The following is a 20,709-nucleotide window of genomic DNA, read 5'->3' on the forward strand; positions in this document are numbered from 1 at the left end:
AAATAATAGCATGGAAAATATAACTACCAAAACAGTTGACACCACAAAAATTGTTTATCCTATTCTCTTTATGATCAGTTTTTCGCATTTTTTGAATGACCTGATCCAATCTACTATTCCTTCATTGTATCCCATTTTGAAAGGAGAATTCAGCTTATCCTTTTCACAAATTGGAATTATCACATTGGTATTTCAACTTACCGCTTCAATTTTGCAGCCTTTTGTTGGAATTTATACTGACAAAAAACCAAATCCAAGATCTTTGGCAATTGGAATGGCATTATCAATGGCTGGGTTACTTTTGCTAGCTGCTGCTCACGAATATTATGTTATTTTAATTTCTGTCGCATTGATCGGAATGGGATCTTCTATCTTTCATCCTGAAGCTTCAAGAGTTGCGCAATTGGCATCGGGCGGACAAAAAGGATTGGCCCAATCTATATTTCAGGTAGGTGGAAATTCAGGAAGTGCAATAGGACCGCTTTTGGTAGCATTGATTATTCTTCCTTTGGGACAAGGTTACGTAGGATTGTTTGCCATCGCAGCTTTCATCGGAATTATTGTATTATGGAGAATCGGAAACTGGTATGCTGAAAGACTATCATTAAAAAGATCTGCTAAACACCCAAGTGATATTATTGAGATACAGCTTTCCCGCAAAAAGATTTTGTTTTCTGTATCCATTTTATTGGCTCTTATTTTTTCAAAGTACATTTACCTGGCGTCGATGACCAATTATTTTACCTTCTTTTTGATTGATAAATTCCATGTTTCGGTACAAGATTCTCAACTTTATTTGTTCATATTTTTAGCGGCAGTTGCTATAGGGACAATTTTAGGGGGAAAATTGGGAGATAAATATGGTAGGAAGAAGATCATCTGGGCTTCTATTTTGGGAGCGGCGCCATTTACGCTTTGCCTTCCTTATCTTTCATTATTCTGGACGATCATCTTCGCTGTTTTAATAGGATTGATCATTGCTTCAGCATTTTCCGCAATATTAGTTTACGCCACAGACCTTATGCCTAACAAAATCGGATTGGTTGCCGGATTATTCTTCGGTTTCATGTTTGGGATGGGAGGAATTGGTTCTGCAATATTAGGCGCTGTTGCAGATGATACCAGTATAGAATTTGTCTTTAAAATTTGTGCATTCTTACCTTTAATGGGGATCATCACTGCATTTTTACCCAATATAAAAGGACATAAAAAATAGTCCTCACCAAAGCTGATGAGGACTACATAAAATTTAAATTAAATAGAATTTTAGGTGTAAAGATCATTTATAAAAATGGCTTTTCCTAAAATTCTATTTTTTATTTAAATCCCAAAGTTGATAAAAACACTGAATCTGGATTTAGCTTCAATATCTCCACCAGCCAAATTGGTGTAAGTCGGAAGCATTAATTCTGTTCCCATACTCAACTTTTTAAAGGAAGCTTCAAACCCCATTTTTCCATATAAAGCACTTCCTGCAGTTTTCGGAAGATGTTCTTTGTACTGACGGTTTCTGTCATAAACTTCGCCCTGAAAACCGGCTTTTCCAGAGATAATGGTTTTCTCATTTCTAAAAATTTGATAAAATCCGGTGGCTGAATAATTCCATTGATTGCCAAACTGGTAGTGTTTCTTATTCTCAGTTTTTATGGTATAATCGGTATTGAGAAGAACAGACACTTTATTTTTTTGAAATCTGTAATTCAAAACAGCCTGATAATCCCAACTTCCGGTTCCCAACTGAAAACTTGGATTAACTCCCGAAACTCCTTTTTCATCAAATTTTCCGAGCGGAACTTTTACTCCTACTCCACCGTTTAGCTCATGCATATTGTCTTTTGAGTTGATCAGTTTATAAATTCCCATCAGATTAAAATCACCAGTCCCATTGATATTAATGTCACCCTGCAAAGTTTTCTTTTCATGAAAATGAAACGGTAAACTTGCATAAACACTTAATTTTTGAGTTAAAGGAACTTTAGCCCAAAGCTGAATCGTATTAAAATACTGGTCTTGGGTTAAATCATTCACAAACAAATTCTCTTTCGCTTTGTAATGTTGAGCAAAATATTTAATTCCAATAAACTGAGGATTTAAAAGCGATTCAAAACCGGAAGAGCCGTTTCCTGCAGCACATCCGCAAGCATCACATTCATTAAATAAAATTTCACTCAGATCGTTTGGAATATATAAACTGTCATTGATCGTTTTAGCTTGATTTAAATTAAATAAAACCAGACTTAAAATTAAAAATATCTTCTTCATTTTAATTAAAATTTATTCCGCAAACTTGGGATTAGAAATAAAACTTTTGTCGGACAAAGTCTTTAGAAAAGCAATAATGAATTGTTTTTCCTGAGTATTCATCGCAATTCCGATATGATTATTCTGTTTCAATTGCGGGTCGAGATTGGGATCATCTTCTACATTATCTGAATAAAAATTGAGCACTGCTTCCAACGTATAAAATCTTCCGTCGTGCATGTAAGGCGAAGTATATTCTACATTTCTTAAACTCGGAACTCTGAATTTCATCCAGTCATTTTGGTCAAGCGTCACACGATGTCGCCCTGTATCTTTGAATTGAGTATTGTAATACATGCCGGTATTTCTGAAACTTTCATCGGTAAATAATTCTCCGCTGTGACACGACGCACATTTTTGCTGAAACAAAGCCATTCCTTGAGATTCTTCAGAGTTTAATTTTTCTTTTCCCTGCTTGAAACGGTCATATTTTGAATCAGCAGAAATTAAAGTAACCATAAACTGAGACAATGCTTTCAAAACTCTTTCTCCCGTAATACTTTCATCACCATAAGCTTGCTTAAAAAGCTTTTTATACACCTCATCTTTGCTGAGTTTTGCAATTGCTTCAGGCATCGAGCTATCCATTTCGTTTACATCCGTCATCGGAATAATCGGTTGTTGATTTAAATTATGAATTACACCGTCCCACATATATCGTTTTAAAAACGCCATATTTTGGATCGGTGGTGCATTTCTGATTCCTAGTCTGTCATCGATTCCGTGACTTACTGTGTGACCGTGGTGCGTAAACGCATTTTCCTGAATATGACAGAAGCCACATGAAATCGTATTGTTTCTGGAAAGTCTGCCTTCATAAAATAATTTTCTTCCCAACTCCACTCCATTTTTTGTGATGGAATTTTCTGATTGATTGAAAGTCATTTCCGGAAAATAAGAAGGAAATTGAAGATTCACCGCTTCGTCTTTTTCCAAAGGCTGAATAACTTCTTCAGAACATGAAATGAAATTCAGGAAAGACATTAAAACCAATCCTGTTTTAAAAATCTGCTTAATCATTGTGAACATGGTCTACTTTAAACATTTTGGTTAAATTATTTGTCACATTCACCAAATGCTGATTAGACCCCATCGCCATATCATTTGTTGTGGAAAAACTTATTGTTGTTTCTCCGCTCAAATATTGATTAAGATCTGCCAAAATATGAATGGAAGGTTTTACACTTGCAGAAACTCTTGCTGTTGTCGGAAGGTCTAAAATTACTTCACGATATAAATCCGGAGTATTGTTGGCGGTAACATTTCCCATGTTTCCGGTGTGATTCATAAATTCTGTATTGGCAGAACCTGTTCCGTATTTCCCTTCCAATTTCACGAAAATATATCCTGCAGCCCAAGACCAGGTGAGACTTTCTTTTTTAGCTTTTTCCCAAAATTCTGCCTGTCCGTTTTGTCCGAGTAAATACGCGTTCTGACTGATTCCCAATCCGAATTTTATTTTTATATAATTGTTTTTTGGAATTTCATCTAAATCTACATAAACAATTCCGGCAACTGCTTTTTCCTGATTGATGATAAAAGCGCCTTTGTCGGGATTATTTTCGTTGTATTTGAATTCGTTTCCGTTTTCATCGATTAAACTGATGTTGCTGATAACATATTTTAAAGTTGAAAACTGATGTTTTTGTCCGTTTGAAGAGGTTTGAGTCGTTTGATTGAGAACAATATTTCCAAGGTTATTGAAACCGTTTTCGAATTTGAGCTGAAGTTTTCCATTTGTTTCAGGTGATGAATCTTCTTCATCGTTGTTTCTACATGATGTAAAAGTGAAAAAAGTAAAGACAATAAATAATAATGATAAAAATTTATAAATTTTCATTTTTTGATTTTTTAGTGATAAATATGTTAGCTTAATTCAGGATAAGAAATATTGATAACAGTTTGCAATCTTTAAAATTTGAAAAGATTTTTTTACGCAAAGATTCTTGTATTTAAACTTTATATTTTAGAAAGAAAAGGCAAATAAATTTGCATCGCGAAGCGTGAGCAACGGTTTTATCAATCAATTTATTGATTTTTCTTTGCCTACTTAAATCAAAATTATTTTAATAATTCTTTGCGTTAAATAACTAACTATTGATATTCATTATTTAACCTGAACTCAAATTATATTGAGACGCTCCATCGCGATAGGGATGAAAGCAGTTATCCTTTTTTTGGATTCTGACGCAAGGAAGAATCTAAAAAAAGATATGAGTGGACAGCCCGACCCAAGCAGCTGGAAAAGCCATGGAAAGGGAATCGCCCAAAATAATAAAAAGGGATACTAAAAAACCGGCGGTCTGAAAATGTGTTTTAAAAACAGAAACGAGTAGCCTGTTTTGTAAAGGAAATTGGTTGTAGAAAAGATCGACTTTTCTGTGGAATTGACGGCTATAATTTCAGGAAGAACGTAGATGTCGAGTAATTTCTGCCCTGAGTTTTTTGTTTTGTTTAAAGGCGAAGAATCGGTATCGGTTGTTTTTGATAATTCTTTAGCAAGGTAACATTTACCATTACAGTTGAGCGTAACATTTTTCCTGTTGACGCAGAGTTCTTCGCTAATATATTGATAATTTACAGCATACTCCACCAACGGGATCAGAGGTCTGAAAACCGTGAAAAAGGTGAGAAATATGCTGCAAATTAAATTCAAAAGATTATTTTTTGCTTAACGCTTCATCATATCTTCTGCTGATTTCTTTCCAGTTGGTTACGTTCCAGATCGCAGTTAAATAATCAGCTCTTTTGTTCTGATATTTCAGGTAATAAGCGTGCTCCCAAACATCGATCCCGAAGATTGGAGTTCCTTTTTCTTCCACAACATCCATCAAAGGGTTATCTTGGTTTGGTGTTGAAGAAACGAATAATTTCCCGTTTTTATCAACAGAAAGCCATGCCCAACCCGAACCGAAACGGTCTGCTCCTGCTTTGCTCATTTTTTCCTTAAAAGCATCCATGCTTCCGAAAGCATCAGTAATTGCTTTTGTTAATTTTGCAGATGGTTTCGTGTCTTTTTGTGGTGTAAGAACCGTCCAGAACAACTCGTGGTTGTAGTGACCTCCCGCATTATTTCTTACAGCCATTGGTAAAGTTCCCGCTTTTGAAAGAATTTCAAATAAAGTTTGCTTTTCCTGTGGAGTTCCGGCAATAGCTTTATTCAAATTGGCAACATAAGCCGCTGCGTGTTTTGAATAGTGAATTTCCATCGTTTGCGCATCGATATTACCTTCCAATGCATTGTATGCGTATGGTAAAGGGGTCTGCTTAAACTGTGCAAACGCAAACTGCGCCGCAAAAACCGCACTTAGTGCAGCGATTTTAAAAATCTTCATAACTTTTTGTTTATATGGTTTAACATTTATTTTTCTTTTGTTGGAAGATGGATGTCTTTTTTCGGTGTCATCATAACTTCAAACATCTAGCTTCAAACTTCCTGCCTTATTTTAATAATTTCTTGATATCCTCGATTAAAATTTCCCGGTCAGGATGAAATTTCCCATTCAATTTAGGGATCTTTCCTTCGGCGTCTTCATAATTCAATCCTGAATAATAGAGGATCGGCATATTTTCTTTGTTGTAGCGACAACGGATATTTCCTTCTTTATCAACTAAAGCGATCATTCCGCTGTGATTAAGATTTTCACTTTCATCTTCTTTGTCTCCGACGTAGATATCAAATTTATCTGCAAGATCTCCGATATAAGTTCGGTCACCTGTCAGAAAATGCCAGTTTGGAGATTTTGTTCCGATCTTTTGCGCATGTTGTTTTAATAATTCGGGAGTATCATTTTCAGGGTCGATGCTTATTGAGATTATTCCAAAATCGGGATTGTTGATCTGATCTTCAATAAATCTCATATTGGTATTCATCACCGGACAAATTGTAGGACATTTGCTGAAGAAAAATTCAACTAAATATACTTTTCCGAGCATCTCTTTGTTGGTAATTTTTTTACTGTTCTGATCCGTCAGCTCAAAATCCGGAACTTTCATCACCGTGTAAAGACTGCTTTTAAAATAGCTCATCCCAACTCCAATTCCCAAAAACAACAATGCAATAACCGCAATCGGAATAATGATCTTCTTTTTTGCGCTGCTCTCAGTTTTTTTACTTTTGGACATACTTCTCAGGATTTTTCTTAAACTCATCCTTACAGTAGCTACTGCAAAAACCGTACGTTTTTCCTTTGTAAACTGCGGTATCTTTCATATCGCTTTCGGTAGGCATATCACAAATAGGATCTACAGCGTTTGCAAATTTTATTTTTTGTGAGGTTGTTTTTGTAGTTGTATTTTTCTTTTTATGCTTTACTTTAGGCGTTTCCTGCGCACAGGCGAATAATGAAACAGACAATAATGCCGTTAAGATAACTTTAGATTTCATTAAATAGAATTTAAAATTAAGTTTAATTAATATGAATATAAGCCTTGATAAAAATCAAAACTAAAGTTTCAGGTTAAATAAATTAAACTAAAGGAGGATGGAATATTCGTGAAAAATATTCTGAAGAATGTAACTGAATATGATTTGAATTAGGGTTTTCTGATTTTAGATCTGCATTACTAATATTTGAAAATGAAAGAATTTCATGAGATAAAAAAACATCTAATCCTGCAATCTTAATATTTTGAGCATTATTAGATCCCTTTTCGGTCTTTGCTAATTCTTTTTTTACAAAACACTTTCCTTTACAATCAGATTCTATAATTTTTCTGTTCTCACAAAGGTTTTTCACAATGTAATCGTAGTTGACCGCATAATTTAACATTGGCAAAACAGGGCGAATTGCAATGGTAAATACGATGAAAAAGGATAAGAAAAACTTCAAGTATCAAATCTTTAGTACAAATATAGTGTACAAAATTTATTTATGCATTAATTTATGATGAAAGTCAGGTAAGATGGAGGTCTTTATTTCCCCACAGATTGCACGGATTTACACAGATGTTTGAAAATATATTTATGTTAATATGTTTTGGCTAAAGCCGTTGGAAGTTTGATATTTTTAAGGACGGACTAAAGTCCGCCCCTATTGATAAAAATTATTAGAAACTTTTGTAGTTTATTTGTAAAACTTCCAACATCAAGCTCCCGTCTTCCAGCATTATTAAAACTTCATTCTCTGAATTCTTACTGCATTTAAGATTGCCAATAATGCAACTCCCACATCAGCAAAAACAGCTTCCCACATTGTTGCTAAACCTCCTGCTCCTAAAACTAAAACAATAGCTTTTACCGCAAATGCTAAAATTATATTTTGCCAAACTATCTTTTTAGTTTGCTTTCCAATGTTGATCGCCATTGGGATTTTGCTCGGTTTATCATCCTGAATTACGACATCAGCAGTTTCAATTGTTGCATCACTTCCCAATCCGCCCATTGCAATTCCGACATCGCTTAAAGCAACAACGGGAGCATCATTTACTCCATCACCAACAAAAGCAACGGTTTGGTTTTTAGCTTTCAGTTCTTTGACTTTATTTACTTTATCTTCAGGAAGTAAGTCTCCGAAAGCATTTTCAATACCCAATTCATTCGCAACAAACTGTACAACAGAAGTTTTATCGCCACTTAACATCGTGGTTTTTACATTCAATGCTTTTAGTTTATTGATCGTTAACTGAGCATCTTCTTTGATGGAATCTGCGATGGTAAGATATCCAACAAACTTTTTATCATACGCTATGGCAATTAAAGTATAAACAATATTTTCAGTTTTCAGATCGTAATTGATGTTGAATTTATCCATCAGCTTAAAGTTTCCAACCAGCAATTCTTTATCTGTAATCGTTGCTTTTAAACCGTGACCTGCAATTTCTTCTACATTTTCTAATTGAATAGAATGATCGATCTCGCCCACAAACTGATGAATAGCTGTTGCTACAGGATGCGTACTCTGGCTTTCAAGCGCATTGACTAGTTTTAAAATTTCATCTTTATTAAATTCATTTCCAAAATTCACTTCCTGAACCTTGAAAACACCTTCAGTCATCGTTCCTGTTTTATCCATCACAACGTTTTGAACATTCGCCAAAACATCCAGAAAATTACTTCCTTTAAATAAAATTCCATTTTTACTTCCTGCGCCAATTCCACCAAAATAACCCAATGGAATAGAAATCACCAACGCACATGGGCAAGAAATCACTAAGAAAATCAATGCTCGGTACAGCCAACTTTTAAACTCATAATCTTCAACGAAAAAGTAAGGTAAAAAAGTAATTCCAATCGCCAGAAATACAACAATAGGAGTATAAACTTTAGCAAATTTTCTGATGAATAATTCTGTCGGAGCTTTTTGAGAGGTCGCATTCTGAACCATTTCTAAAATTTTGCTCAGTTTACTGTCTTTATAAGCGGTCGTCACTTTTACCTGACTGACTGTATTTAAATTGATCATTCCTGCTAAAACCATTTCACCTTTCGATTTTGTATCAGGTTTGCTTTCTCCGGTAAGAGCGGAGGTATTGAAAGAGGCTTTCTCAGAAAGTAATTCACCATCCAAACCCAGTTTTTCACCAGATTTTAATTGAATAATATCTCCAATATTCGCTTTTTCAGCTTTTATTACTTTGGGAGTTCCATTTTCTAAAACGGTCACTTCATCAGGACGCTGATCGAGAAGAGATCTAATATTGGTTTTAGCTTTGGTAACTGCCATTGCCTGAAAAACTTCACCCACCGAATAAAACAACATCACCGCAACACCTTCAGGATATTCTCCAATCGCAAAAGCACCGATCGTAGCAATTCCCATCAGGAAAAATTCTGAGAAAACATCACCTTTAACAATACTTTCGTAGGCTTCTTTTAAAACAGGAATTCCCACAGGAATATAGGCTATCAAATACCAAACAAGACGCACCCAACCGTTAAACCAATTGTTTTCAATGAAATTATCAAACGTAATTCCGATCAAAAGCAGACCAAATGATATAATTGCGGGTAAGAAAAGCTGAAGCGTTGATCTGTCTTGAACCTCGTGAGAATGATCATGGTCGTGATCTTCGTGGTTGTGCTCTTTTTTAGGTTTTGTAGTGCAACATTCTTCCATAACAAATAATTTTAAACAAATATAGAGTGAACGCGAATGCAATACTATTGCAAACTTTCGAGACAGTTTTCGCAAATACCTTTGGCAAAAAGCCTTATTTCATCAATTCTAAAATTGGTTTTCATGCTTTCGGGGAAAGAAATATCTTCTTTGCAGGTCGTTTGTTTGCAGATCTTGCAGTAGAAATGCAGATGCCAGTCTTTATGCGTTTTTTCGTTGCAATCATCATGACACAATTTATATTTCGTGGTCGAATTTTCCTGAATGCTGTGAACAATTCCTTTTTCTTCGAAGGTTTTTAATGTTCTGTAAATTGTGGTTCGATCGGCATTTTCAAAATAATTTTCGATCTCGGACAAAGACAAAGCTGTTTCTTGTGAACTTAAAAAATCGTAAACCAAGATCCTCATGCTTGTAGGTTTGGTATTTTTGTCGATGAGCTTATTTTCGATTTTTTGTTTCATGATATTGAGCTTTCATTGGTAAAAGCCTTTCAAAGTTAGCTTTTTAGAATATATTTTAATGTTTTAAATCAAAAAAAGAGCCTTTGCATTTCTACAAAGACTCCAAAATAAAATCAAAACTATAAATTTGGATTGTTCTCAATTTCTTTCTGCGGAATTGAAAACAAATAATATCTGCTATTGGGCGCAAAAGCTGACTGATCAGGAAATGCAAAAACAGAATGTCCTCTTCCATTAACCGTTTTCACCGTACCATTTGGCGTTGTAATCTGCACCGGGATTGGTTGTCCACTTGAGTTTACATAAGCTTTTCTTTCCACTTTACCTTGTGTTCTGATGATATCTGAAAGAGAAAAACCTTCTCCGAACAATTCTTTTCTTCTTTCAATCAAAACTTCTTTAATGACATCATTTTGTGCAATTGAACCCGTATAAACATTGGCTTTTCTTGCTGTTTTTAGTTGGTTTAAAATTGCAACAGCATTGGCAACATTTCCGCTTCTTGCTTCAGCTTCAGCTTCAATTAAATACATTTCAGCAGCTCTCATGAAAACGATATCGGCAATTAAATTAGCTTTAAACTTAAATTTAGCATATCTCAAAAGCCCTTCTCTTCCCGGTAAACCATCCCAAGAAAATAGAGAAGAACGGATATCATTCGTATCAAACAGATCTTTAAAATAAGGATCGGCCATAAAACTGTAATAATAACTTCCCGAAGATGAAACATCCAAATAGTGGAATGCATAGCTTTCACCAGACTGTTCCTGAGTTTGTGCATGTCCCCAGATCCATTCTCCGTTGGTAATATCGTTGAAGCCTTCTTTATATTTCTCGGCATTCATTAGCGGAAATCCTGTCTTGGCAATTTGTGCAGAAGCTACAGCTTTCGTCCATTCTCCTGTATTCAGATATACTCTTGCCAAAAGCCCGTTAACTACAGAGCGATCGATTTTATCTTTATTATTTCTAGAATAGTTTTGAAGCAATTGGTTGGCATCAGTTAAATCACTTTTAATTAAATTATAAATTTCTTCAAGACTCGCTTTTTTCTTTCCTACAGAATTGGTCGTTGCTGGTTCTGTATAAATTGGAGCCGTTGGTGCATTTTTATCTTTTAAATAACTGAACTGATAAAAACTTGCAAGATTCCAGTAACAAAAAGCACGCAAAGCTTTCGCCTGGCCTTTCACCTGATCTTTCTTTTCCTGAGTTCCTTCTGCTGCATCAATTTTAGCGATCACGTTATTCATATTATTGATAACAGAATATAAAGATGTCCAGATATAAAGCGATCTACTACCTGTATTATTCACCAAATCGGTAAATGCATAAGCCGATGGAAAACCATATTTATTGGTCAAAACCGCAACATCACTTCCCATTGCATCGCTGGTTCTTAAAACCGTTGAATATCCAATATTGGCATACGTTGTTCCGTCATCATTAAATTTTGCCCAGGTTCCGTTGATCACCGTTTCAGCACTTTCAGCAGTCTTGAAAATTTCGGCTTCATCTGCCTGATTTGTCGGGGCAGTTTCAAGGTCATTTTCACAACTTATCAGAGAAACTGCAGCAATTAAAGCAAAAGATATATATTTTAATTTTTTCATATGTAAGATTTTAAATATTTTAAAGAGTAGCCTGCACACCAAAAGTTACCGTTCTCATTGCAGGATATCTGTAGTACGTTGTTCCGTCTAAAGTTTGCTCAGGATCCATTCCTTTATGCTTATAGAATGTGAAAAGGTTTTCTGCCTGAACATAAACTCTCAGCTTTTTCAATCCGATTTTTTCAAAATAATCTGAAGGAAGGGTGTATCCTAAGCTTACATTTTTAATTCTTGCATACGTTCCGGAATATAAGAATCTTGACGAAGCGGAAGTCCAGTTATTGGTTGTTGTGCTTAAAGCCGGAACATCCGTATTGGTATTTTCGGGAGTCCATCGGTTTAACATTTCAGAGCTCCATGCTCTTCCCGCAGCACTTCCATTATGCATCAACATCGTATAATCGGTATCAAGAATTTTACCTCCCAAACTGAAAGTCAGTAATCCTGAAAAATCAAAATCTTTATATCTGATGCTTGTTGTAAGACCACCCATTACTTTAGGCAAAGAAGAACCCTGCAGAGTTTTCGTAGCTTTTGCATACTCAGAAGTCGTTCCTTCTACTGTATTTCCGTTTGCATCAGTTGTAATTGTTTTCCAAAGCGGATTTCCGTTAGTCGGATCAACTCCCATCCATTCAGGAATAAAGAAATCATAAATAGAACCTCCAACCTGCAAACGTTTTGTCCCGCTAACAATTGAACCTTTCGGAAGCTTTGTAATTTCATTTTTTAAAGTACTTAGATTCACATCAACATTCCATTCGAAATCATCTGTTTTAACAGGTGTTGTAAAGAGAGAAAATTCAAAACCTGTGTTTTTTAATTCTCCAATATTCGCCTGATAACCGCTGAAACCAACTGATGGAGCCAAAGGCATATCAAACAAAAGATCTTTACTCTGACGCTGGAAATATTCTACATTACCTTTAATTCTGTTTTTCAGAATGGCAAATTCTAACCCCACATTTAAGTTGAGATTGGTTTCCCACTTCAGATCCGGAGTCGGAAGTCTGCTTGCAACCGTACCGCCTTCACCAAGATTGTTATAAAATGTGTACAAACTTTGGTACGCATAATACGTGCTCAATTTGTCATTTCCCTGACCACCATAACTTGCACGAAGCGTCAACTGATCAAAAATATTTAAATCTTTAATGAAATTTTCGCTCGAAGCTTTCCATGATCCACCAACTGACCAGAAAGTTCCCCATCTGTTTTCGGGCGAAAATCTTGAAGAGCCATCTGCTCTTACCGATCCGGAAATGAAATATTTATTTTTAAAATCATACTCCGCTTTTCCTAAGTAACTTAAAAGTCCCAATTTATCACTGCTTCCGCTAAATCCACCTAACAAAGCTGCCGCATCTGGCTCATAATAATATGGAAGTGAAAATTGGCTTCTGTTTCCAGAAATAGTTTGAAATTCGTAATGATAAAATTCCTGACCCGCTAAAATATTAAAGTGATGCTGGTTGAATTTTTTATCAAAAGTCAAAATATTACTGGTTGTATAAGACAGCGTTCTTGAGTTTGTTTTTGTTACTGAACCACCGATTTCACTTCCCTGCCCTATCAAAGGATTGGAATAAAAGTGACCGTTGTAATTAACCAAATCAACAGAAAAGCTAGATTTAAACTTTAATTCCGGTAAGAAAGTAAAGTCTAAGAACCCTTTTCCTGAAAAGTTATCTTCACGGTTTTCATTTTTATCTAAAGGTAATGTCGCTGCAGCATTTTGATTCTGTAAAGCACTTGTAGGACGGTATTTTCCAAAGTCATAGATATAATTTCCATTGGCATCTAATCGGTGACTTCCGTCTGCATTTCTTTCGTAATAAGGATAAAAAGAAGGAATTACTCTTGCTGCATTAATAATATTATCCGTTCTGGAATCTGAAGAAGGTGGCGCTTCCTGAAGACTGTTCGTATAACTTAAATTAGCCCCAACATTTAACCATTTTTTAACTTCAGAGTTTATTTTAAGTCTTGTACTGTATTTTGTAAAACCTGATCCAATAGCAATTCCTTTATCATCCAAATATCCTAATGAAAAGAAGTAATTGCTTTTTTCGCTTCCACCACTGAAATCTAGATCGACCTGGCTTCTTGCTGCCACTCTCTGAAGAATATCTCTCCAGTCATCATTCCATAAAGCAGTAGCTCCAGGCAAAAGCTTCCCATCGGTTCCTACAGGTTTTGCATAATTTGATCCGTATGGATTTATTCCTAAACCATTGCTTCCGGAAACCAAAGCATCACTCGCCATTTGCGCCGCCTGTTGAGAAGTAACCTGACTTGATTTGTAGCCATTTCTCAAAGCTTCCCAATACAATTGAAAATACTGATCTGTATTTACCTGTTCGTAATCTTTAACCGCTCTTGTAGAAAAACCCTGACTGATATTAAAATTCACTTTAGCCTCACCTTTTTTTCCGGATTTTGTTGTAATAATAATTACTCCGTTGGCTGCTCTTGAACCATAAAGTGAGCTTGCTGTAGCATCTTTCAAAACACTGATCGATTCAATATCATTCGGACTTATCGAGTTGATATTCCCGTCAAAAGGAATTCCGTCTACCACAAACAAAGGATTACTTGAAGCACTTACCGAGCCAATTCCACGAATACGAATAGATGCCGTTGCACCCGGTTGTCCAGAAGCACTTACCGCCTGAAGACCCGGAACCTGTCCTTCCAAAGCTTTGGTAATATTGGTAACCGGTCTGTTATTTATTTTTTCGCTCGAAATCGTTGCCACAGAGCCTGTGTAACTTGTTTTTTTCGCTTTTCCGTAAGCGACAACTACTACTTCATCTATATCCTGTTCGCGAAGTGTATCTTTTTTTGCTTCCTGACCATTAATGTTGATTATTCCTAAGAAAAACACTGCAATAGGTGGAATCCAAGCTTTAGAATTAATTAAATTTTTGTTAATCATAACTCATTTCATTTATCAAATTTTAAAAATTAACCCTTTGCAGAAAAGACAGCAAAGGGCATCGATAAATACGATTAACCAATTGCTTATTTTTCCTTTAAAGGCTGAATGTAACACCTTGCAAAGAGCAGGTTGCTAAGACTTCATAGGGTCAGTTCCCTCCATCTTTCTTTATAAGCCGATCGAAATATGTTTGCAAATCTAAAAACAATTAGTCTACAAAACAAGTAGACTTTGTGATTTTAAATCATTATTTAATAAAAATTAACTTCATAAATTCTTAAAAAACACTAAAATAGAGAGTTATAGAGATTATCAAATTCTTAAATATGACAAATATCATTAAAAATAATGTAATTCTAAAAAATGATTTAAAATAGAAAAGCTTTCGACTTATTAAAAAAACTTTCTAAATTTATACTATGAAAGTTTTAATTATAAATGGTCCTAATCTCAATCTGTTAGGCACGAGAGAACCCGAAATTTACGGGAGTGTTTCTATGGAAGAGTACTTAGAAAAATTAAGGTCAGAATTTCCTGCACATGAATTGAATTATTATCAATCGAATATTGAAGGTGAACTGATTAACAGGCTTCAGCTAGATGATTTTGATGCGATCATTATTAATCCTGGAGCTTTCACGCATTACTCTTATGCAATTGCAGATTGTTTAAAGAATATTCAAAAATCGAAAGTAGAAGTTCACATCAGCAATATTTACAAAAGAGAAGAGTTTAGACAGAAATCTGTAACGGCAGCTTGTACAGATGCAGTTTTGTCCGGCTTTGGAATGGACGGATATCGATTGGCAGTTTTGAGTTTGAAGTAAATTCCCACAGATCGCTCAGATTTTCACAGATGATCGTGTAAAATGGTTCATGAATTTTGCTCTCGCAGATTTTGGAGATTACGCAGATTATTTTTTAAATACCAAAATAAAAAAGGCTCATCAAATTGATGAGCCTTTCTTCACTATTTCTAAATGGTCTGTTCCTGCAATTGAGGACCAGAAGCAATCAGCTTTTTGCCTTCGTCAGTATTGCAATACTGCTCGAAGTTTTTGATATATTTTGCAGCAAGATCTTTTGCTTTTTCTTCCCATTCTGCAACATCGCTGTAGGTATCTCTAGGATCTAAAATCCCTTCAGAAACATTTGGCAATGAAGTCGGAATTTCTAAATTCATTACCGGGATTGTTGTTTTTTCAGCTTTTTCGATTGATCCGTCGATGATAGAATCAATGATTGCTCTTGTATCTTTTAACGAAATTCTTTTTCCGGTACCGTTCCATCCAGTGTTTACCAAATAAGCTTTTGCACCGTGCTCTTTCATTTTCCCGATCAATGTTTTAGAATACATTGTTGGATGTAATGTTAAGAAGGCTTCACCAAATGCAGGTGAGAAAGATGGTTCTGGCTCAGTAATTCCTCTTTCAGTTCCTGCTAATTTTGAAGTATATCCGCAAAGGAAGTGATATTGAGCCTGGTTTTCATCTAAAATAGAAACTGGAGGCAATACTCCGAAAGCATCAGCAGAAAGATAAACAATCTTACTTGCGTGACCTGCTTTAGAAGGTAAAACGATTTTGTTGATATGATAAATCGGGTAAGAAACTCTTGTGTTTTCAGTGATAGATCCATCTGTATAATCAGCAACACCGTCGTGTACCACAACGTTTTCAAGAAGTGCATCTCTTTTTATTGCTCTGAAAATATCCGGCTCTTTTTCTGCTGACAAATCGATTACTTTAGCATAACAACCACCTTCGTAATTGAAAACTCCGTTGTTATCCCAACCGTGCTCGTCATCACCAATTAAATATCTTTTAGGATCTGCAGACAAAGTAGTTTTTCCTGTTCCCGAAAGTCCGAAGAATAACGCTACATCTCCTTCTTCTCCTACGTTTGCAGAACAGTGCATTGATGCCATTCCTTTTAACGGAAGATAATAGTTCATCATTGCAAACATTCCTTTTTTCATTTCACCACCATACCAAGTTCCTCCAATAATCTGAAGTTTTTCAGTAAGGTTAAACATGACAAAGTTTTCAGAATTTAATTCCTGTGCTTCCCAATTAGGGTTTGTCGTTTTTGATCCGTTAATTACTGTAAAATCCGGTTCTCCGAAGTTTTCTAATTCGAAGTGAGAAGGACGGATAAACATATTGGTAACGAAATGTGCCTGCCAAGCAACTTCAACGATAAATCTTACTTTTAATCTTGTGTCGATATTGGTTCCACAAAAAGTATCCACTACATAAATCTTTTTCGCATCAGAAAGTTGAGTCAATACCAAATCTTTACATGATTCGAAAATTTCAGGTGTTGTAGGTAAATTTACTTTACCATCCCAGAAAATAGTATCTTTTGTAACATCATCCTGAACAATATACCTGTCTTTAGGCGAACGGCCAGTGAAAATTCCCGTTTTTACAGAAACTGCACCAGATTCTGTAAGCTCAGCTTTCTCAAAACCCTGATTTTCAGGTGAAACTTCCGCTTGATATAACTCTTCGTATGAAGGATTATAAATTAATTCGTAATCTCCTTTAATTCCTAATTTTTGTAAATCTTGGACGATTTTAGCGTTTTTCATTTTACTTATATTTTCTTTTTCTTTTTGCCTATTTAACATTATGAATATTAACAAATTGTTAAACGTGGATAAATATAAACATATAAGCGAAAATGACAAATAAAAAATGACAACTATAAAAACCTGATTAACAACCGATTATTTCATTCCACTCAAAAACAGTAGTAAAACCTTTTCCCCAAAAATAGTCCTTAAACCCTACAAATTTTGAGCTCATTACAAAATCGCCACCCCAAGCTCCCAAACTTTTAACAAAACTAGGGCAATCTGAGAAAAACCTTGACTTAACTGTCGGAATTTCAATAAAATCTGAAATTTTTTGCTCATGTAACATCATTAGTTCTGAAAAATTTTCCAATTCATCACATAACAAAATATTTCTTGTGAGATTTGAAAATTCATCTACCATAATTTGAGACTTTATTTTTGACCTGTAAAGTTGAATTGCTTCGCGGCTGTCTTGCTTCTGATTGAGATGAATAAAAATCAAGTCATTTTTAAATGTTGGATTGAAATTTATCTTCTCAAAATGTATTTCGGGTTTGTTCTGAAACAACACCGCAGATTTTGCATTAGCAACCGCAATATCATATCCGCTTCCACCCAAACTTATAGAATTTAAATGGAAAGGATCAATCTGTGACCATTCGGCAAGATTGTTCATTAAAGTAGAACTGCTTCCCAAACCATAATCTGATGGAAACTGAAGATTTGTTTTTAATTGATAGGTATCGGTGCTTTTAAATTTAGTTTCAGAAAGACTCTGAACATTTTTAAGAGTTTTAAGAATAAATTCTGCGCTTTGATTGATATTGGTTTCAAGAATCTGCCATGTTTTATAATCGATGACAGCTTTTAACCATAATTTGTTTTGATGATAAGCTTCCCAGAAAACAATTGATTTTCCGTCTTGCTTTTCTTCAAAAAAAAACTCCTGTCCTAGCTTTGTGGGTACCGCTAAGACAAGAGCTCCGTCTACAGCGAAATATTCTGAAGTAAGCATAAGCTTTCCCGGTGAATAAATTTCGCCCATTTTTATTTTAATTAGATGGCAGAAGCAGATGCTACTGCGCTATCAATTTTTTTGATTAATCCCTGAAGTGTTTTTCCAGGACCAACTTCTACAAAATTTGTAGCACCATCTTTGATCATATTCTGAACAGACTGTGTCCATTTTACAGGCCCCGTTAACTGAGCGATAAGATTAGCTTTAATCTGATCCGGATCTGTAACAGCAGTTGTTGTAATATTCTGATAAACAGGGATAGTTGCCTTTCTGAATTTCGTATTCTCAATTGCAGCTGCCAATCTTTCTTGTGCAGGTTGCATTAATGGTGAATGAAAAGCTCCGTTTACCGGTAATAATAATGCTCTTTTTGCTCCAGCTTCTTTTAATTTAACACAAGCTTCTTCTACAGCGATCGTTTCACCAGAAATTACCAATTGCCCAGGACAATTGTAATTTGCAGGAACCACTACTCCACTGATTGATGCACAAATTTCTTCCACTTTAGCATCATCCAAACCTAGAATTGCAGCCATAGAACTTGGGTTTGCATCACAAGCAGCCTGCATTGCTTTAGCTCTTTCAGATACCAGTTTCAAACCGTCATCAAAAGATAAAACTCCATTGGCAACCAATGCAGAAAATTCTCCTAAAGAGTGCCCTGCAACCATTTCGGCACCAAGACCGTTTACCGCTTTTAAAGCAGCAACTGAATGTATGAATATTGAAGGTTGAGTAACCTCCGTTTTCTTAAGATCTTCATCTGTCCCGCTAAACATAAGGGAAAGAATATCAAAACCTAAAATTTCGTTAGCAGATTCCATCAGATCTTTAATGTCTTTACGGGAATCGTATAATTCTTTTCCCATACCTACAAACTGTGATCCCTGACCAGGAAATACAAGTGCTTTCATTTATTTATTTAAAGTTTAATACAAAAATATCGTTTAATATAAAGTCCTTAAAGAATTTAAGGAACCAATCTGATCACTCTGAAGCCTGTGTTTACATAAGCTCCGTTTGATTTAGATTTTACAAATTCAAATTTAGTAGCCAACTGAGTCTGTACTTTATTGATTTGTTTAAAGATTTCTCCTTTTTTGTTTTCTCTTGTCAACATATCGTTTACCACATCAAAACCAATTACCGCATATTTACCAGGAGTTTTGCAGTACTTTGATTTGTAAGCAGCTAAGATTTCTTTTTCAAAATTTCCATCAGCGTTGATTTTTCTGTCCATCAGATACACCAAACTTGCCTGGCTCAACTCATCTACTTTTTTATCGAAACTCGGAACAGCATACATACTGAATGCTTTCATACCCTGAACTTCTTTAGACAAAGCAATTACTTTATTTGAAAAAGCTTCACCTACCGTATCATTATCACTTGCCAAAATTGCAATAACCGGAGCAGATTGTCCTGTCATCATATTTTGATCCAGCTGAATTTCTGAAGCAGCATTTACAACAATAATCTGAGCATTTTTAACATTTTTCTCAAGACTTGACTTCAGATAATTGGCATTGTCTTTTTTAGCGTCTGCAACAATATAAATTTTCTGATCAGAATACACCGATTTTACTTCTTCCGCAATTTTATCGGCATACGTCTGATCGTTGGTTTCAACAATAATCAGGTTGCTGTAATTATATAATTCCGGTGAGTTTGCAAATGGTGCAACAACAGGAATTTTCTGAGTTTTAGTAAAATCTAAAAGATCAATTACATTCGACTTGAAGAAAGGCCCGATAATTAAATCGGTATTATTTGGATTAATTTGTGACAAAGAGCTTTTAAATGAAGCTTCGTTACCAGAATCAACAATTTTAATATCTAATTTTTGTCCTGCTGAAGCATTTCTTTCAATCGCTAATTTAGCTCCCGTAAGGAAATCTGTCGCCATTGCTCGATATTGCGTTTCACCAGTATTGTAACCGAAAGGAAGCATCAAAACAACACTTAAAGCATCGCCATTCTTTTTGATATAAGCAGCATCAAGCTTTCTGATTTTGATAACCATTCCAGCTTTTAAACCTTTTGATAATTCAGGATTTAATGAAACCAGTTCATCAATTGTAATTCCGAACTTATTCACAATTGAAAAAACGGTATCGCCTTGTTCAACAGTATAAGTAGCGTATTCATCCTGATTAGAATGAGAATTTCCGGCTGAAGATCTTTCGTTTCCGGAATCTATTTTAGTTTTGTTATTATTTACCGGAGCAGTTTCAGTAACCGTTTCGACAGGTTTTGTTACTGTAGTCGCTACAGCCTGATTTCCACCATATTTTTTGATGCTATCAAGAGGTAAAGTGATTTCGTCACCGATTTTCATGTGAGAATCTAAATCTGGATTGAGTTTTCTCAAATCAGTTTCAGAAATTTTATACTGTTTTGTAATTCCGTAAACCGTTTGTTTAGGCTGAAGAATGATTTTCCCGGTTTTAGAAGAGGCGTTTACAACAGGAGTTTTTGTTGCAACCGCATTTGCAGTTCTCGATTTTACGGTGACTACATCTCCAATCGCCAGTTTTCCGTCTTTAACTTTAGGATTCAACTTCAACAGCTCGTCTACAGAAATTCCGTATTTCTTTGAAATATTGTAGGGAGTATCACCTTTTATAACCGTGTGTGTTTTCTGAGCAGTTAAACCAAGAAACAAACATAAACCAGATAGTACAAAAAACCTCTTAATCATTTTCGATATTATAATTTACAAAAATACTTCTT

The 20,709-nt window shown here is 35.2% G+C and carries 18 protein-coding genes and 1 riboswitch; of the genes, 2 read left to right on the plus strand and 16 right to left on the minus strand.

What is annotated here, in order from left to right; genetic code table 11:
- The first annotated feature begins 10 nt into the window (after nt 1-10).
- Entirely contained in the window at nt 11-1,216 is a 1,206-nt protein-coding gene (locus tag FDY99_RS08270) for an MFS transporter (protein WP_139420615.1), read from the plus strand.
- Between the two features lie 104 nt (nt 1,217-1,320).
- On the opposite strand, the gene FDY99_RS08275 is transcribed toward FDY99_RS08270, so the two are convergent.
- The 12 genes from FDY99_RS08275 to FDY99_RS08330 all read right to left on the minus strand — a co-directional run bounded on the left by FDY99_RS08275 (nt 1,321) and on the right by FDY99_RS08330 (nt 14,374).
- Nucleotides 1,321-2,262 (minus strand): transporter, encoded by a 942-nt coding sequence (locus tag FDY99_RS08275; RefSeq protein WP_139420617.1) that lies wholly within the window; start codon nt 2,260-2,262, stop codon nt 1,321-1,323.
- 12 nt (nt 2,263-2,274) lie between these two features.
- Nucleotides 2,275-3,330 (minus strand): cytochrome-c peroxidase, encoded by a 1,056-nt coding sequence (locus FDY99_RS08280; protein WP_139420619.1) that lies wholly within the window; start codon nt 3,328-3,330, stop codon nt 2,275-2,277.
- Nucleotides 3,314-4,141 carry an MbnP family protein gene (locus FDY99_RS08285; protein WP_139420621.1) on the minus strand — a complete coding sequence of 276 codons (828 nt, stop codon included), beginning with the start codon at nt 4,139-4,141 and terminating at the stop codon, nt 3,314-3,316. Before FDY99_RS08285 ends, FDY99_RS08280 begins: the two co-directional genes overlap by 17 nt.
- Before the next feature lie 447 nt (nt 4,142-4,588).
- Nucleotides 4,589-4,957 carry a hypothetical protein gene (locus FDY99_RS08290; protein ID WP_139420623.1) on the minus strand — a complete coding sequence of 123 codons (369 nt, stop codon included), beginning with the start codon at nt 4,955-4,957 and terminating at the stop codon, nt 4,589-4,591.
- A 4-nt stretch (nt 4,958-4,961) separates the two neighbouring features.
- Nucleotides 4,962-5,636, minus strand: a complete 675-nt coding sequence (locus FDY99_RS08295; protein ID WP_139420625.1) for a superoxide dismutase — start codon at nt 5,634-5,636, stop codon at nt 4,962-4,964.
- Nucleotides 5,637-5,742: 106 nt separating this feature from the next.
- A complete protein-coding gene (locus FDY99_RS08300; RefSeq protein WP_185148720.1) occupies nt 5,743-6,426 on the minus strand; it encodes an SCO family protein in 684 nt (227 codons plus the stop codon).
- Nucleotides 6,413-6,688, minus strand: a complete 276-nt coding sequence (locus FDY99_RS08305) for a YHS domain-containing protein (protein ID WP_139420627.1) — start codon at nt 6,686-6,688, stop codon at nt 6,413-6,415. Before FDY99_RS08305 ends, FDY99_RS08300 begins: the two co-directional genes overlap by 14 nt.
- Nucleotides 6,689-6,770: 82 nt before the next feature.
- On the minus strand, nt 6,771-7,133 hold the full coding sequence (locus FDY99_RS08310) for a hypothetical protein (RefSeq protein WP_139420630.1): 363 nt from the start codon (nt 7,131-7,133) through the stop codon (nt 6,771-6,773).
- A 279-nt stretch (nt 7,134-7,412) separates the two neighbouring features.
- On the minus strand, nt 7,413-9,359 hold the full coding sequence (locus FDY99_RS08315; RefSeq protein ID WP_139420632.1) for a heavy metal translocating P-type ATPase: 1,947 nt from the start codon (nt 9,357-9,359) through the stop codon (nt 7,413-7,415).
- A 44-nt stretch (nt 9,360-9,403) separates the two neighbouring features.
- The gene (locus tag FDY99_RS08320) at nt 9,404-9,823 is read right to left on the minus strand and encodes a Fur family transcriptional regulator (RefSeq protein WP_074230922.1); all 420 of its coding nucleotides are present in this window, start codon (nt 9,821-9,823) and stop codon (nt 9,404-9,406) included.
- A gap of 119 nt (nt 9,824-9,942) precedes the next feature.
- Nucleotides 9,943-11,436, minus strand: a complete 1,494-nt coding sequence (locus FDY99_RS08325; RefSeq protein WP_139420633.1) for a RagB/SusD family nutrient uptake outer membrane protein — start codon at nt 11,434-11,436, stop codon at nt 9,943-9,945.
- 19 nt (nt 11,437-11,455) lie between these two features.
- Nucleotides 11,456-14,374 (minus strand): SusC/RagA family TonB-linked outer membrane protein, encoded by a 2,919-nt coding sequence (locus FDY99_RS08330; protein ID WP_139420635.1) that lies wholly within the window; start codon nt 14,372-14,374, stop codon nt 11,456-11,458.
- 83 nt (nt 14,375-14,457) lie between these two features.
- Nucleotides 14,458-14,554: riboswitch (SAM riboswitch) on the minus strand.
- Between the two features lie 242 nt (nt 14,555-14,796).
- Here FDY99_RS08330 and FDY99_RS08335 point away from each other — a divergent pair.
- A complete protein-coding gene (locus FDY99_RS08335; RefSeq protein WP_139420637.1) occupies nt 14,797-15,204 on the plus strand; it encodes a type II 3-dehydroquinate dehydratase in 408 nt (135 codons plus the stop codon).
- 149 nt (nt 15,205-15,353) lie between these two features.
- Here FDY99_RS08335 and pckA read toward each other — a convergent pair whose 3' ends face one another.
- The 4 genes from pckA to FDY99_RS08355 all read right to left on the minus strand — a co-directional run bounded on the left by pckA (nt 15,354) and on the right by FDY99_RS08355 (nt 20,677).
- On the minus strand, nt 15,354-16,970 hold the full coding sequence (gene pckA / locus FDY99_RS08340; RefSeq protein ID WP_102978855.1) for a phosphoenolpyruvate carboxykinase (ATP): 1,617 nt from the start codon (nt 16,968-16,970) through the stop codon (nt 15,354-15,356).
- Nucleotides 16,971-17,097: 127 nt separating this feature from the next.
- On the minus strand, nt 17,098-18,003 hold the full coding sequence (locus FDY99_RS08345; protein WP_139420639.1) for a GYDIA family GHMP kinase: 906 nt from the start codon (nt 18,001-18,003) through the stop codon (nt 17,098-17,100).
- An 11-nt stretch (nt 18,004-18,014) separates the two neighbouring features.
- Nucleotides 18,015-18,890 carry an ACP S-malonyltransferase gene (gene fabD, locus FDY99_RS08350; RefSeq protein WP_074230916.1) on the minus strand — a complete coding sequence of 292 codons (876 nt, stop codon included), beginning with the start codon at nt 18,888-18,890 and terminating at the stop codon, nt 18,015-18,017.
- Between the two features lie 56 nt (nt 18,891-18,946).
- Nucleotides 18,947-20,677: an amino acid ABC transporter substrate-binding protein gene (locus FDY99_RS08355; protein ID WP_139420641.1), complete on the minus strand. Its 1,731-nt coding sequence runs from the start codon at nt 20,675-20,677 to the stop codon at nt 18,947-18,949.
- Nucleotides 20,678-20,709: the final 32 nt, after the last annotated feature.

Source organism: Chryseobacterium mulctrae, assembly GCF_006175945.1.
Taxonomy (GTDB): Bacteria; Bacteroidota; Bacteroidia; order Flavobacteriales; family Weeksellaceae; genus Chryseobacterium; species Chryseobacterium mulctrae.